Raw genomic sequence first — 12392 nt, forward strand, 5'->3', positions numbered from 1 at the left:
TTAGGTTTGTTCCTTCATAAGACTTTTCAGTTTGTTCAAATCATTTTTTAAGTTCTTCTTATTCATATCGTTTTTTTTCAGTCTTTGCTCGACCTTTTCAAGCTCCCAGAATATTTTTTTATCAGTCGAAACAAAAACTTTATAGTCGGGATATTTTTTTTCTAAGTCGGATTTTACTGACTTCTCGATACTCTTTAATCGAAATCGATCAAAATTCTCAACTTTAATCGCTGCCATAAGCTCTTTATCAGTATTCACAGCTTTTACGTCTGTAATATCTTCCTTGGCAATTATCTTTTCTTTCGCATGATTGGCAACGGATTGATCAATTGGCTTACTTGTATGTACTTGTGAAATACCAAAAGTACTATTACCTTGAATAAATTCATTTTGATTACCATTACATCCTGATGCGAAACCAATGACCATTATAATAAAAAGTAGGTTTTTCAATGTGGTTATTTTATCTTTCAAAAAAATCACCTCCATGTTTTTCCATTATTTGAACAGCTGAAAAAAGGTTGGTTAAGAGGCCAACCTTTTTTCGCCTTACTAATTACTGTTGTTTGTATTGAGGTTCTTCTTGTTCGATTTGTTGAACACGTGGTTCAATGCTGTCTACAACGGATTGGGTTTGCTTAGCTGCATCTTGGTAAAGTTGCTTAGCTTGTTGATTATCTGTACCAAGAGCAAATGTTTCAAAACTTGCTTGAGCACTTTTCAATCCTGCTAGAGCTGTTTTAACGTCATTTATTACTGTCATGATAATTTCCTCCTTGAATTTTTTTTTTACTCTTTTATTTTGCTTTATGGAGAATTTTTTATTCAATGATTTTTGGGAAATTTAAATCTAAATTATTTTTGACGTATAGCTCCATTTTTTCGATAATAACCCCTTTTCCATATCCCCATCATTTCTTCTATTTCTCGTTGACAGCAATAGCTCTTATAACTTTTCATTTTTTCTTTTCTCAACTTCAATTTCTTTTACACCCCTACCTTTATAAAATAAGATGATTGTATTTCCTGAAAGGACTAATATTTTTCCCATTTTTCGGATATTATCCCAAAGTTTTAAGAGTTTCTCCCTCTTAATCATCCTATTTATGGGTATTTAACATTGAAAATGTAATAACAAAGATAAACGCATGCATTTGTCGCCGTATTAAGGTTTGTCTAATACATAAAAAGGAACTGTTTTGTTATTAAACATCAAATTTTTCATACATTTTAGAAGGTGAAAAAATGACAACAAAACAAAAAAGGAAATCCTTTCAACGTTTAACGTTAAAACCAAAAAAGGACATTGAAGAAATAAAACTTGGGATTAAACTGGGAGACAAAAGGAAACCAAAAATCCGAGATTGGGCGAAAGAGATGTATAGCTATATTTGATGGGGATTAATACAGAATTACAGGTAGGTGACATTGTCAAATTAAAAGTTGGAGATGTGAAAGGGAAAAATTCTTTTATATTCTGGAAGGCAAGACAACAAAAAACAGAAAGTAAATATTAGTATGCTATCTAATAGAATTGATAAAAAAAAATTGGATACATAATTGTTTCAAACTAAAAAGAATCAATATCTCTACATAAGAATACAGGGAAAAAAGTGTTTATAATACTCATTAGAAGGTATGATAAAGAAGGAATTGGCAAACTTTGCACCAAAGATTCACTGTAAGCCAGTTTCTTTTTTGGATAGGTTTTTAAAATCGTGTTTTAATCAAATATTAAATTATGGCTCTTATCACAAAAGGCAAAGGGATATCATCAAATTAAAGATATATTTTACGCTTCTGTTAGAGATACCGACCATTCACTAAACATTAACACATTTGATATTAGCGACTAATCTTAAAACGATTTCCCCTCCCTATATTAATCCTTTTCTAGACTTGATCGGCAAATAGAGAGATATAACCTGAAAGTCGAGGCGGCTGCACTTGATTCGGGGTACCTTACAAATCCTATTTGTAAAGGCTTATCTGAGAATTCATATGGTTATCATCAAACAAAACCTAGTTGATTAACTCCCCTCTATCTATTTCAACTGAATTAGTGTCCATTTTTATGATCAAAAATAAAGTCCTCTATAAAGAGCGATAGTGCTTCTACAATTCTCAAACCTTTTTAAATAGCCGTTTAATAAGCAGTCAATCTCGTATGTTAGTTGTTACCTTATAAATCTACACAGCTAACTCGTTTCCTTTGCGTATCCAATGAACTCTTTAATATTGTCAAACCGGGGGTCATCCCGTTTTACGACAATAAGTTCGGAATCTTCATGGTGACTGATATTAAATTAAAAACTGTCCAAATTTTCTTTTCTATTGGCAGTAGGATTTATTAACCAGTAAAGATATTTGGAGAGACCATATAACCAAGTGTATATCCATCGGGTTCGCTGTTTGCTAATTCACCCCTACCAATCCAACCTTCACCTTTTTGACACAATACACCCAAGAGAATTAAAAATGAAGGCAAAAAAACCACCCACGATGTTGTGAGGGGTCTCATTGTGTTTATATGTGTTTATAAAGTTTGTTGATGTCAATGAAAAAACGTGTTAAGAATCGAAAAAGAAAGCTTGTATGTACCTGTGAAATACTCAAATCGTTATTATTTTCACCCAACTGATTCTGGCTTTCGTTACATCCTGATCCTATTCCGATAACCGTTAATACTAAAAGACCGATCTTTAATTGTTTTATTTTATATATCATGAATAATCACCTCTGTGTTTCATCCATTATTGAGAGAGTAAAAAGGTTGGTTTACTCGACCAACCTTTTTTTGTCTTTTAATTATTGTTGTTTGTATTGAGGTTCTTCTTGTTCGATTTGTTTAACGCGAGGTTCAAGGCTTTTTAGAACGGATTGGGTTTGTTTAGCAGCATCTTGGTAAAGCTGCTTAGCTTGTTCATTTTCCGTACCAAGAGCAAATGTTTCAAAGCTAGCCTGCGCACTTTTCAATCCCGCTACAGCTGTCTTAACATCATTTATTACTGTCATTGAATAACGACTCCTTTAATGTTTTTAATAACCTTTGTTAGAATGATGAAAAATGGTTTTCTTTATAGTTCAAATGTAATCCATATTTTTTATCTAAAAATAATATTATGAAGTAAGGTTTGAAAACTAAATTAATATCCTTTTTCTCTTAATAAATAAAATATCCGTTTAATCCAAACGGTTGCTATATTTGATTCCAAATTCTCTTTAAATCTAATGGTACGAATACTTTATCCCCACGTATCTCCCTATGTATAATGGGATGTGAAAAGCATTGATCTAAACTTAACCCTTCTTCTTTTTTATGCCTAGCTCTTTTGAAGTCTTCGGGTAATCGCATAACAATTGCTCCTTTTTATTTTTAAAAAAAATTTTAGTAAGGGAGCGAGTCTTAACTCCCCTCTAATCTATCTAAGGATGTTTTTATTGGTAACAAATGAATCAACACATAAAAATTTTTGGCGACATAAAGCTTCAGAATTGTACAAACGTGTGATTCAGTTATTTATTTTTTAAGACTGGGCATGTTGGTTTTTTTGTCTTACTTGTTGTGCATTATTTTGGCTTGCGAACTCAGTACCGTATTGACCTTGTGACACTTGCGTACTGCCTTGGGAAGCTTGGTTTCCGTCATGAGCATATTGTGGTTCTTCTTGTTCGATTTGTTGAACGCGTGGTTCAACGCTTTGTAAAACAGATTGGGTTTGTTTAGCAGCATCTTGGTAAAGCTGCTTCGCTTGTTCATTATCTGTACTAAGAGCAAATGTTTCAAAGCTAGCTTGAGCGCTTTTTAATCCGGCTAAAGCTGTTTTAACGTCATTTATGACTGTCATGAATAACACCTCCTATTATTTTTTTTGAAACCTTTCTTAGAATGTTTGAAGATAGAAATATTTATTCATACAAAGTTTTTAAAATTCGAATTATATTTTTATTATTTTCGGAAAAAATACTCTTGGCAAAAAAAATCAAGGAAGAGAGAATAGGGTAAATTTGACGGTTGTACTTTTGTAAAAGCTGATTAAAGTACAATTGTTTTACAATTCGAGGGGGATTTTCCTTTTCGAGAAGCAAGACTGGTATGCTTATTTAGAAATGGAGTATTGATGCAGTTTGTATTCATAAAATTAAAAAAGAGGTAGACGGAGTATGTATAAGGACTATCCTGAAACGATTTATATGGACCAAAACCACGAGCAAGGTGTAAGCAATTTAATAAAAATATAAATCAGTATTTTTCCAATCCTATTATACATAAGGAAATTAATGGTGATAAAATATATGTTGCCTTGGACCTAGACAGAATCTGGAATAGGATAAATTAATATTTAGTTTAGCCACAAATACTCCCCACCTGCGTAAAGGTGGGGAGTATTTAATGCTATCTAAAGGTGGGGGGGTCTTTAAAACTAATCTAAAATACCTGCATATTTTTGACCGCTGTGTGGCAATCTACCCAAGTGATTACAACATTGTTAACAAGGAGGAAACATCATGCAACAAATGCAGACGGGTATGAATAATCAACAAGCACAAGCTTTAATGACACAACCGCCTGAAATAATGTCAACAAAGGATCATCTCTATGTAAACGATATGTTAAGCTGGAATTTACTTGCGATGAAGAAAATGCATTTTTTCGCTCAACAATGTCAAAATCCCGAAGTAAGAGCAGCACTTGAACAAGCTGGACAAATGCATGATCGACACTATCAACAGCTGCTTCAACAGATGCAACAGTATGTAACTCAACCTTCACAAAATATGAATCAATAAGGAGGAAACTATAGTGGAAAATAATACTCCAAACAGGATTAAAAATCCTGAAACACCAGTCCCTAAGACGCCGCAAATGAACGTTAGAGATTTTCTAAACGATGCCTTAACTACGGAAAAATATATATCTTCCTCATACTCGACTGCATTAAAAGAAGCTAGCCATGAATCGTTGTATCGTACAATAGCGTCTGTTTCCCAAGAAACAGACGACTGTCACCGCAATCTATATAACTTAATGTTTAAAAACGGATGGTACGGTTTGGAAAAAGAAACTCCACAAACTATTCAACAATCGGTTCAGCAATTTTCTAACTACATGCAAAGTCAAGATCCATATAGAGGTAATGTAATACAATAAAAGAACACGTGTTCAAGAAGAATAAACTCAAGGTAAAACAACAATAGTTATGCGAGACAAAAGGTTGGTTAGTTGTTAACCAACCTAGAAAATAATTTAGAATTTACAACAATCGAAAGGGCGGCGGTAAGATGAATCTTAAGTGGATGAAACTTTTATCAACGGTTTTTCTTTCAATTTTCTTGTTATTAGGGTGTAATAATGGAGATGACGATAATAATCCACCACCGGAGGATGTAACTCCAGGGACAGAGGAACCAATTGAAGATCCTATCGACGCAACAGATTCAGATACTATTGATCAACATAATGTCACCCCTGATACAGAAGAACCAATTGAAGATCCAATCGACGCAACAGATCCAGATACTATTGATGAACATAATGTCACCCCTGATACAGAAGAATCAATTGAAGATCCTGAAGACGCAACAGATCCAGATACTATTGATGAATAAGCTTATACACCGTTTGTTCTCAAACGGTGTTCTTTATGTATCAAGATTCAAGGATGTTAATAAGAAATTTAATACTTATATTGCAACATTTTCTAATAATAAATTTATAGAGGTGTCTCATGACAAAATTACGAAAGTCCTTATTGGTTACTGTTTCCGTACTTATTCTTCTATCCATAGGGTTATTATTCATAGTACCAAATACAAGAAACAAAGAGAATCCCGAAAATAAAACAGTTGCTGTCGAAAACAAATTTAATCCCACTATAACCAATGTCCAAAATGTTGAAAACGAAAAAAATGTTCTTCAAATAAACAGCCTTTCCATGGGTCAAACCATCAAGAATCAATTAAAAAATGATCCTTCCGTTTTTCTAATTAAACACAATGAAAAAACTGAGAGTCATTATATTAAGAAAGAAGTAAACGTTACATTCAAGACTCTTCCCTCAACAAAGGAAATAAAAAGGATAACACTGGAGATAAATGGCACTATCATTAAAAAGCTAAATTCTACGATTGTTTTTCGTTCTAATACGCTTTCGACCAAGGAACTTATTGAATATTTTAACAGACAGGCTATGGTTGAATTTGCTGAACCCAATTATCTTTATCTGCAAAATCAAATTGGACTTCCTAATGATTTGCTATATAGAGAACAATACCAATGGAACTTATCGGCAATTCAAGCAGAAGCAGGCTGGGATATCACCAAAGGGGATGAACATATCATTATTGCTGTTATAGACACTGGCGTTGATCTGGACCATCCTGATTTGAGAAGACGAATTACAAATGGTTATAATGTACTGTTGAATAATAATTTCCCTGATGATGACAACGGGCATGGCACCCATGTAGCAGGAATCATTGCATCGGAAACAAACAACCATGAAGGTGTTGCAGGCATCACTTGGTATAACAAAATAATGCCTATAAAAGCAATGGGTGCCGAAGGGCATGGGACGACCTTTGATATAGCAAAAGGGATTTTTTGGGCAGTGGATCATGGAGCCGATGTCATTAATATGAGTTTAGGCAATTATCAGCATTCTTCCCTTTTAAAAGGGGCAATCGATTATGCATACAGTAAAAATGTTGTCTTGATTGCTGCAGCAGGAAATGAAAATACTATGCAGCCGAGCTATCCAGCTGCTTTTTCTAAGGTTCTAAGTGTCGCCGCCGTAAGTTACACCGGACAACGTGCCCCTTTCTCAAATTATGGAGATTATATCGATGTTGCAGCTCCCGGAGTTCAAATTCCGAGCACCTATTTTAACCAGCAGTATGCAGCTTTATCAGGTACTTCTATGGCTTCGCCTCATGTGGCAGGACTTGCTGGCCTCTTGCTTTCAGTAAACCCTAATTTAACGAACCAAGAAGTAATAGACATTATTAAGAATTCTACTTATGATTTAGGAATCCCTGGAACTGATCACGAATTTGGTAGTGGCTTAATTAATGTAAAGAATGGATTGGAAGATGCCCAAAGCAAAAGGCAATAATCCCTTTTTGAAACCGTTGCTTTTCGTTGTTATAAAACTTCTACATGATGTACATTGTTTGTACATGATAATGGAAAAACTAAGGAGGGAATTTTAGTTGGAGTGGATTTTTTATCTATACCTGTTAAATACGTTCTTTATGTTATTCATAGCAATTTGGGAAGTTCGTCGGCCAGCCAAAGCTTTGAATTGGATAGTAATCGTCCTTGTTTTGCCTGTCATTGGTTTCTTACTATATCTTAGCATATCAAATCCCAAGCTTATTCATCGTAAAAGATTGACCTCTTCTCATAATGAGTCTGATAAGTTACCTGATACATATAGTGATTCAGCATCGATCATCGCCGATGCTTTAAGGTATTTTACTGTAGGCGGGCTTCGAGTCGGCAAAGTCCAAGTACTAAACAATGGAATAGCAAAATATGAACAACTTATCGAATCCCTACAAAAAGCCCAAAAAACCATTGATCTGGAATATTTCATCTATCGGAACGACCAAATTGGTAATCGCATCACAGAACTGCTGGTCGAAAAAGCAGTAAATGGAGTGCGGGTTCGTTTTATTAGAGATGGTTGGGGGAGTAAAAAATTTCCGCGTCAAAAAATTCTTCAGATGGTGGAAGCAGGGATAGAATGTCGGACAATATTTCCTTTAAGTTTTCCCTGGATTTTGTCCAATTGGAATTATCGGGATCATTGTAAGATTGTGACGATTGACAGAAAGGAATCCTTTACTGGCGGTATGAACGTTGGGTATGAATATACAGGATTAAAGCCAGACGTAGGATTTTGGAGGGACACTCATTTGCAAATTATAGGGGAAGCAACAGGCGACTTGCAGACTATCTTCGACGTTCATTGGAATATCGCTGTACCAGAACGGATAAAGTCAAAAACAAAATCTGAGGCAACGAAAAAGGCCACTAAAATCCCAAAATATAAATCAAAGGAAATCAATCCAACCGGCAGCATAGATCTTTCAAGATGGTCTGCCGAATTAGGATCTGAGTTATGGCCTATAGGGGTACGGCAAGAATTCCTTCTTTTTTGAGCCACTCACAAATAGGCCGGGGAAAATTCTTTTATTTAGTTGAATTTTCCCCGGGTATTTATTTTAACTCACCGTTTCTAATTGAGAAGGAGATACAGGGATATCAAATTTAAGATCCGGTGGACAACGATCAGAGTCTAACCGATACTTTCCAAAACGATTTACATGAAATGTAAGGTATGGACTAAGTTCAGACAGCGCATCTTCATCCAATTGATTACCTTCTTGCATATATTCATGAAGGATATGAGTGAGTTGAAAAACATTATAGAAAATTAAACAGTTAGCGACTAAGTGATTATATTTTATTGTTTTCTTCTGTTTCTCACGATTGTTTTCCGCAATGACTCCGTCTCCACCAAAGGATAACCATTTGGTAAATCCATTAAAGGATTCACTCTTATTAGTAGCTGCTTGAATTGTACTCCGTAAATCTTCATCCGATAGGTAATTCAATAAAAATAGGGTACGAATAGCACAACCTAATTCCCGAAACGCTTGATACAATTTATTTCTTTTGCTGTATGTACTTAATTTATTCAGGATGGTGGAAGGGTGAATACGTCCTGCTTTAATCGACATCACCACTCGTAGCATATCCTCATAATGATCTTCGATCAGTTTCCAATCAATTGAAGAAGAAAAAAGCTCGTCGATATGCTGATAAGTTGAATGTTCACTTGGTCGAAGAAACTTTAAATCCTTCCAGTTCCGGATACGCGGCATTAGTTTGATTCCTAAAAGGTAAGCTAACCCAAATATAGGCGCATTCTGCCCTTGTGTATCGGAATGGAGCGTATCAGGTTGAATATCAGATTGATTCTTCATCAAGATATCTAGGATATAAACACCTTCCCACACTCCACAAGGGATAAAGTGGCTGAATAAAGCAATATACGTATCCGACACATGGTAATAACCAATCCCTCCATAGCCCCCATAACGAATATGATTTTCAGAAAGTAGATTTTGCTCATACAAGTCCCATTTCGTCCCATCGGCGGATGCGCTGGTTCCCGTTCCCCAATACTTTGGCAAATTGAATTTGTTATAAGCGTTAATTATCCATTCAATCGCTTTTTGAATATTTTCTTCCGTAACGTGCCTCTCATTAATCCAGGAAATATGCTTTCGATCCATATTTCCTAATGATCGAGCAGTTTGAGTCGGACCTAAGTTACATCCATAACAGAATGTTGCTGTTATATAACGCTCGGAAGGGTTATCTATTTTTGCGTCATGGCCAGAGATCGGTCCAAAGAAACGTGTCCAATTTAACCAATATTCTGTGTCGGCCAATAAGTCTAAAACATTGATTGGTGCCATCTTTTCTTCGATACGTTTCCGAATAGCTTTCAAAAGAGGGGATGTTTTTTTCTTTTTCATTTTTGTAATAAAGGGTTCACCATTACGAATTGTGACTGCCTTATTATTTGGAAAAGAAGAATTCACTCTTTGTGCAGTCTTCTCTAACTGTTTATAGACTTGATCCTTAAACGCTATAGAATTCGTTGGAAGCCCAGCTTGTTCGCAAAACGTATGTAAATTTTCTTGATACTCTTCCCATGATACTAGCTGTTTTCGGTAGTCTGCGTATTTTTCGCTTCCTTCTATACAAATATCTCCTGACTTTAATTCATTCCGAATCTGATAAAATACACATGCCTCAAAGTGTCGCCGATTTATATTTTTAGGGTATATGCTTCTTCGTCGATGAGGACTGATCCATCTCCACCATCCCTCTGGAACCCAAGAAAGATCGACTAAGGGAATTGACTCCCAATCGTCTTTGTTATCGCCTTTCTTATTTAATTGAGTAATGGGAATCCATTCAGACTTCTTATTTTTGTTTTCTAATAGAAAGGAAATCGCCTGTTCTAAGCCTTTATTTTGGGTCGTTGATTTTAATTCTAACGATTCGAGCATTTTTATTAGCTCGGATCGATTACTTTTTAGGTGTTTCCAGATGAAAGAGAAATAGTTATTTCCAGTATAAGCTAAGTGGTTCTCGCAATTCTCTAGGACAAGTTGGCCACGGTTCCCACCAATCATTTTCTCTAATGCTTTTAATCGATGTTCCGTTGATCCTTCGGATTGAAAAGCGACTACCGTATCACGTAGAGTAGAAATTAAGGCATCCGTTTGCTTTTCCCTCCTCTCTTTTAAGTCATTAAGGGATTTTTCTGCTTTATTTTCGGCGATTGCCACTCGTTTTGTATACATTTCTCCAATATCATCAATCGTTTTTGCAAATTGAGCGAATAGCAAGGTGACTGCTAATGTGTATCGCTTATAAGGTTCTACTTTTTTCATTCCGGCTGCATCCAATGTCATTGCTTCATCTGCCAATCTAGTAATTTTTGCAGGTGGAATACGGAGGCATTGAAAAAATGGGTATTCGGATTATCGTGTGGAAAACTACAATAATTAATTTGATGTTAAAAATATCTAAGTCGGATAATCATGTGGAAATCGATCAAACAAGAAATTTTTATTTGAACTTGAACCTTACGTAAGGTTATGTTTTATAGTGTACTTAACAATGAATAAGAGAAAGGAAAAGTAAAATGGAAAATACAATTGTTAAGACACTAATTTATGACAAACAGGTTCGTTTATTTTTTGTTGATAATACAAAATTAATTAATGAAATTCTTAGGCAGAACAAAGAAACAAACAAAATTCTTAAACTTACATTAGGAAAAACCATTTCAGTTGTGAGCTTAATTTCAGGAACCTTAAAAGGGGATCAAAGAATAAGTCTCCAAATGACAATGAGCGAACCCAAATATAAAGTTTTTGCTGATGCTGATGCAAGAGGAAATGTCCGTGGTTATCTCAACGGAGAATTACTGAAAGCCCCTTATGATTATATTAATAAAATATCGCTAGATTGCCTTATTGGCAATAAAGGAACTATTCGTGTGATAAAAGGCTCGGCAATGAATCAATTTACTGGCATAACTGATATGCCATACCGAAACATCGTTGATGACATTTCACATTATTTTATTCAGAGTGAGCAAACTCAAACATATATAGGAACCAATATTGGATTTGAAAATGACAATCGTGTTCTATTCAGTAATGCTATATTTGCTCAATTACTTCCAGGTGCTACGCCTGACCTTATTGATGAAGTAGAACACACGGTTAATACGAACCGAGAGTTCTTTACCAACTTGAATAAATATAGCAAGAACAATATTGATGAAAAGCTAAGTGAGCTGTTTAAGGATGTAAAGGTTATAGGATATAGTCCTATCCAATTTTTCTGTGGATGCTCAAAAGAAATGTTCTACGGGATGCTTTATTCTTTAAGAGAGAATGAATTAAAACAGGCAATAAGTAATAAAGAGGCTATTGATACAGCTTGTCAAATCTGTGGAAGGACATATAGCTTTAATTATAATGAAATTCAAGGACTTTTAAAGTAAATGATAATCATGGCGTTTAATACATTTTATAAGGATGAAATATGTATGAAAGAATACTGGAAAGTAGGAGAGCTTGCAACATTAACAGGCTTAACGATAAGAACTTTAAGATATTATGATCAAATTAATTTGTTTTCTCCTTCTCAATATACAGAGTCTGGACATCGGATTTACACAAAATCGGATTTGTCCACACTACAACAGATCTTGGCTTTAAAACAAATTGGGTTATCTTTAGAAGACATAAAGTCTGTCATTACGAACAAAGAAAAAGGTTTTGCCACCAATATTATAGAAACTCAAATAACCCGTATAAAGAGAGATATACAAGTTCAACAGAATCTACTATATGAATTAGAGAGTGCTTTAAAAACTATTCGTAGTAAAAAAATAATGTCCGTAGAAGAATTAACAAAACTGTTAGGAGCAATGAAAATGTATCAAGGAAAATACTTTACAAAAAAGCAATTAGACATGATAAAGAATTATTATGATCAATATGATGAAGATTCTTTAAAAGAAGCAGAACAAGAATTTAGAATGATTTTGAAAAAAATACAATTAGAAAAGGAAAATGGAACATCTCCCAATAGTAGAAAGGTAAAAGCATTAGCAAAAAAATGGGGTGACATTGTTTACTCATTCACAGGGTATGATCAAGATTTAAAGAAACAAACTGAAAAATTCCATGCTGAAAACCCTGATAACGGTTTGCAGTTTGGGATGGATGCCGAATTATATATGTATATACAGGAAGCATTAGAATGAATTATTACATTCTTCATCGAC

General features: G+C 34.6%; 11 protein-coding genes and 3 pseudogenes. 8 read left to right on the plus strand and 6 right to left on the minus strand.

Annotation, left to right across the window (positions count from 1 at the left end; all coding sequences use genetic code 11):
- Nucleotides 1–474, minus strand: a complete 474-nt coding sequence (locus NSQ49_RS25015; RefSeq protein ID WP_009336487.1) for a YhcN/YlaJ family sporulation lipoprotein — start codon at nt 472–474, stop codon at nt 1–3.
- Between the two features lie 82 nt (nt 475–556).
- Nucleotides 557–763, minus strand: coding sequence for a DUF1657 domain-containing protein (locus NSQ49_RS25020; RefSeq protein WP_009336488.1), 207 nt, complete (start codon nt 761–763; stop codon nt 557–559).
- A 482-nt stretch (nt 764–1245) separates the two neighbouring features.
- On the opposite strand from NSQ49_RS25020, the gene NSQ49_RS25025 reads away from it, so the two are divergent.
- Complete coding sequence (locus NSQ49_RS25025) at nt 1246–1395, plus strand: hypothetical protein (protein ID WP_201306578.1); 150 nt, start codon at nt 1246–1248, stop codon at nt 1393–1395.
- A gap of 667 nt (nt 1396–2062) precedes the next feature.
- Here NSQ49_RS25025 and NSQ49_RS25035 read toward each other — a convergent pair.
- The 3 genes and pseudogenes from NSQ49_RS25035 to NSQ49_RS25045 form a co-directional block, all read right to left on the minus strand.
- Nucleotides 2063–2190, minus strand: a pseudogene (locus tag NSQ49_RS25035) (tyrosine-type recombinase/integrase); the annotation flags it as partial.
- A gap of 618 nt (nt 2191–2808) precedes the next feature.
- Nucleotides 2809–3015 (minus strand): DUF1657 domain-containing protein, encoded by a 207-nt coding sequence (locus NSQ49_RS25040; RefSeq protein WP_061794396.1) that lies wholly within the window; start codon nt 3013–3015, stop codon nt 2809–2811.
- Nucleotides 3016–3527: 512 nt separating this feature from the next.
- The gene (locus NSQ49_RS25045) at nt 3528–3848 is read right to left on the minus strand and encodes a gamma-type small acid-soluble spore protein (RefSeq protein WP_082804588.1); all 321 of its coding nucleotides are present in this window, start codon (nt 3846–3848) and stop codon (nt 3528–3530) included.
- Nucleotides 3849–4518: 670 nt separating this feature from the next.
- On the opposite strand from NSQ49_RS25045, the gene NSQ49_RS25050 reads away from it, so the two are divergent.
- From NSQ49_RS25050 to NSQ49_RS25070, 5 genes and pseudogenes are all read left to right on the plus strand, one after another.
- Nucleotides 4519–4791 carry a hypothetical protein gene (locus tag NSQ49_RS25050; protein ID WP_034298115.1) on the plus strand — a complete coding sequence of 91 codons (273 nt, stop codon included), beginning with the start codon at nt 4519–4521 and terminating at the stop codon, nt 4789–4791.
- A gap of 13 nt (nt 4792–4804) precedes the next feature.
- Complete coding sequence (locus NSQ49_RS25055) at nt 4805–5152, plus strand: spore coat protein (protein WP_201306577.1); 348 nt, start codon at nt 4805–4807, stop codon at nt 5150–5152.
- Nucleotides 5153–5283: 131 nt separating this feature from the next.
- On the plus strand, nt 5284–5610 hold the full coding sequence (locus NSQ49_RS25060; protein WP_009336493.1) for a hypothetical protein: 327 nt from the start codon (nt 5284–5286) through the stop codon (nt 5608–5610).
- 143 nt (nt 5611–5753) lie between these two features.
- On the plus strand, nt 5754–7115 hold the full coding sequence (locus tag NSQ49_RS25065; RefSeq protein ID WP_236566281.1) for a S8 family peptidase: 1362 nt from the start codon (nt 5754–5756) through the stop codon (nt 7113–7115).
- A gap of 97 nt (nt 7116–7212) precedes the next feature.
- A pseudogene (locus NSQ49_RS25070) lies at nt 7213–8127 on the plus strand (phospholipase D-like domain-containing protein); the annotation flags it as partial.
- Nucleotides 8128–8229: 102 nt separating this feature from the next.
- Here the strand turns inward: NSQ49_RS25070 and NSQ49_RS25075 are convergent.
- Nucleotides 8230–10557, minus strand: a pseudogene (locus NSQ49_RS25075) (Tn3 family transposase); the annotation flags it as partial.
- Nucleotides 10558–10733: 176 nt separating this feature from the next.
- On the opposite strand from NSQ49_RS25075, the gene NSQ49_RS25080 reads away from it, so the two are divergent.
- Together NSQ49_RS25080 and NSQ49_RS25085 are read left to right on the plus strand one after the other, a co-directional pair.
- Entirely contained in the window at nt 10734–11603 is an 870-nt protein-coding gene (locus NSQ49_RS25080; RefSeq protein WP_159868084.1) for an Hsp33 family molecular chaperone HslO, read from the plus strand.
- Nucleotides 11604–11648: 45 nt separating this feature from the next.
- Complete coding sequence (locus NSQ49_RS25085; protein ID WP_159868087.1) at nt 11649–12371, plus strand: MerR family transcriptional regulator; 723 nt, start codon at nt 11649–11651, stop codon at nt 12369–12371.
- Nucleotides 12372–12392 lie beyond the last annotated feature (21 nt).

It is taken from the genome of Cytobacillus sp. FSL R5-0377, assembly GCF_038004385.1.
Classification (GTDB): domain Bacteria; phylum Bacillota; class Bacilli; order Bacillales; family Cytobacillaceae; genus Cytobacillus.

Excerpts from the sequence above, each read along its gene's own strand:
- NSQ49_RS25085 (WP_159868087.1), top strand. The coding sequence starts at position 11,649 with ATGAAAGAATACTGGAAAGTAGGAGAGCTTGCAACATTAACAGGCTTA.
- NSQ49_RS25060 (WP_009336493.1), top strand. The coding sequence starts at position 5,284 with ATGAATCTTAAGTGGATGAAACTTTTATCAACGGTTTTTCTTTCAATT.
- NSQ49_RS25040 (WP_061794396.1), bottom strand. The coding sequence starts at position 3,015 with ATGACAGTAATAAATGATGTTAAGACAGCTGTAGCGGGATTGAAAAGT.
- NSQ49_RS25050 (WP_034298115.1), top strand. The coding sequence starts at position 4,519 with ATGCAGACGGGTATGAATAATCAACAAGCACAAGCTTTAATGACACAA.
- NSQ49_RS25020 (WP_009336488.1), bottom strand. The coding sequence starts at position 763 with ATGACAGTAATAAATGACGTTAAAACAGCTCTAGCAGGATTGAAAAGT.
- NSQ49_RS25025 (WP_201306578.1), top strand. The coding sequence starts at position 1,246 with ATGACAACAAAACAAAAAAGGAAATCCTTTCAACGTTTAACGTTAAAA.
- NSQ49_RS25045 (WP_082804588.1), bottom strand. The coding sequence starts at position 3,848 with ATGACAGTCATAAATGACGTTAAAACAGCTTTAGCCGGATTAAAAAGC.
- NSQ49_RS25080 (WP_159868084.1), top strand. The coding sequence starts at position 10,734 with ATGGAAAATACAATTGTTAAGACACTAATTTATGACAAACAGGTTCGT.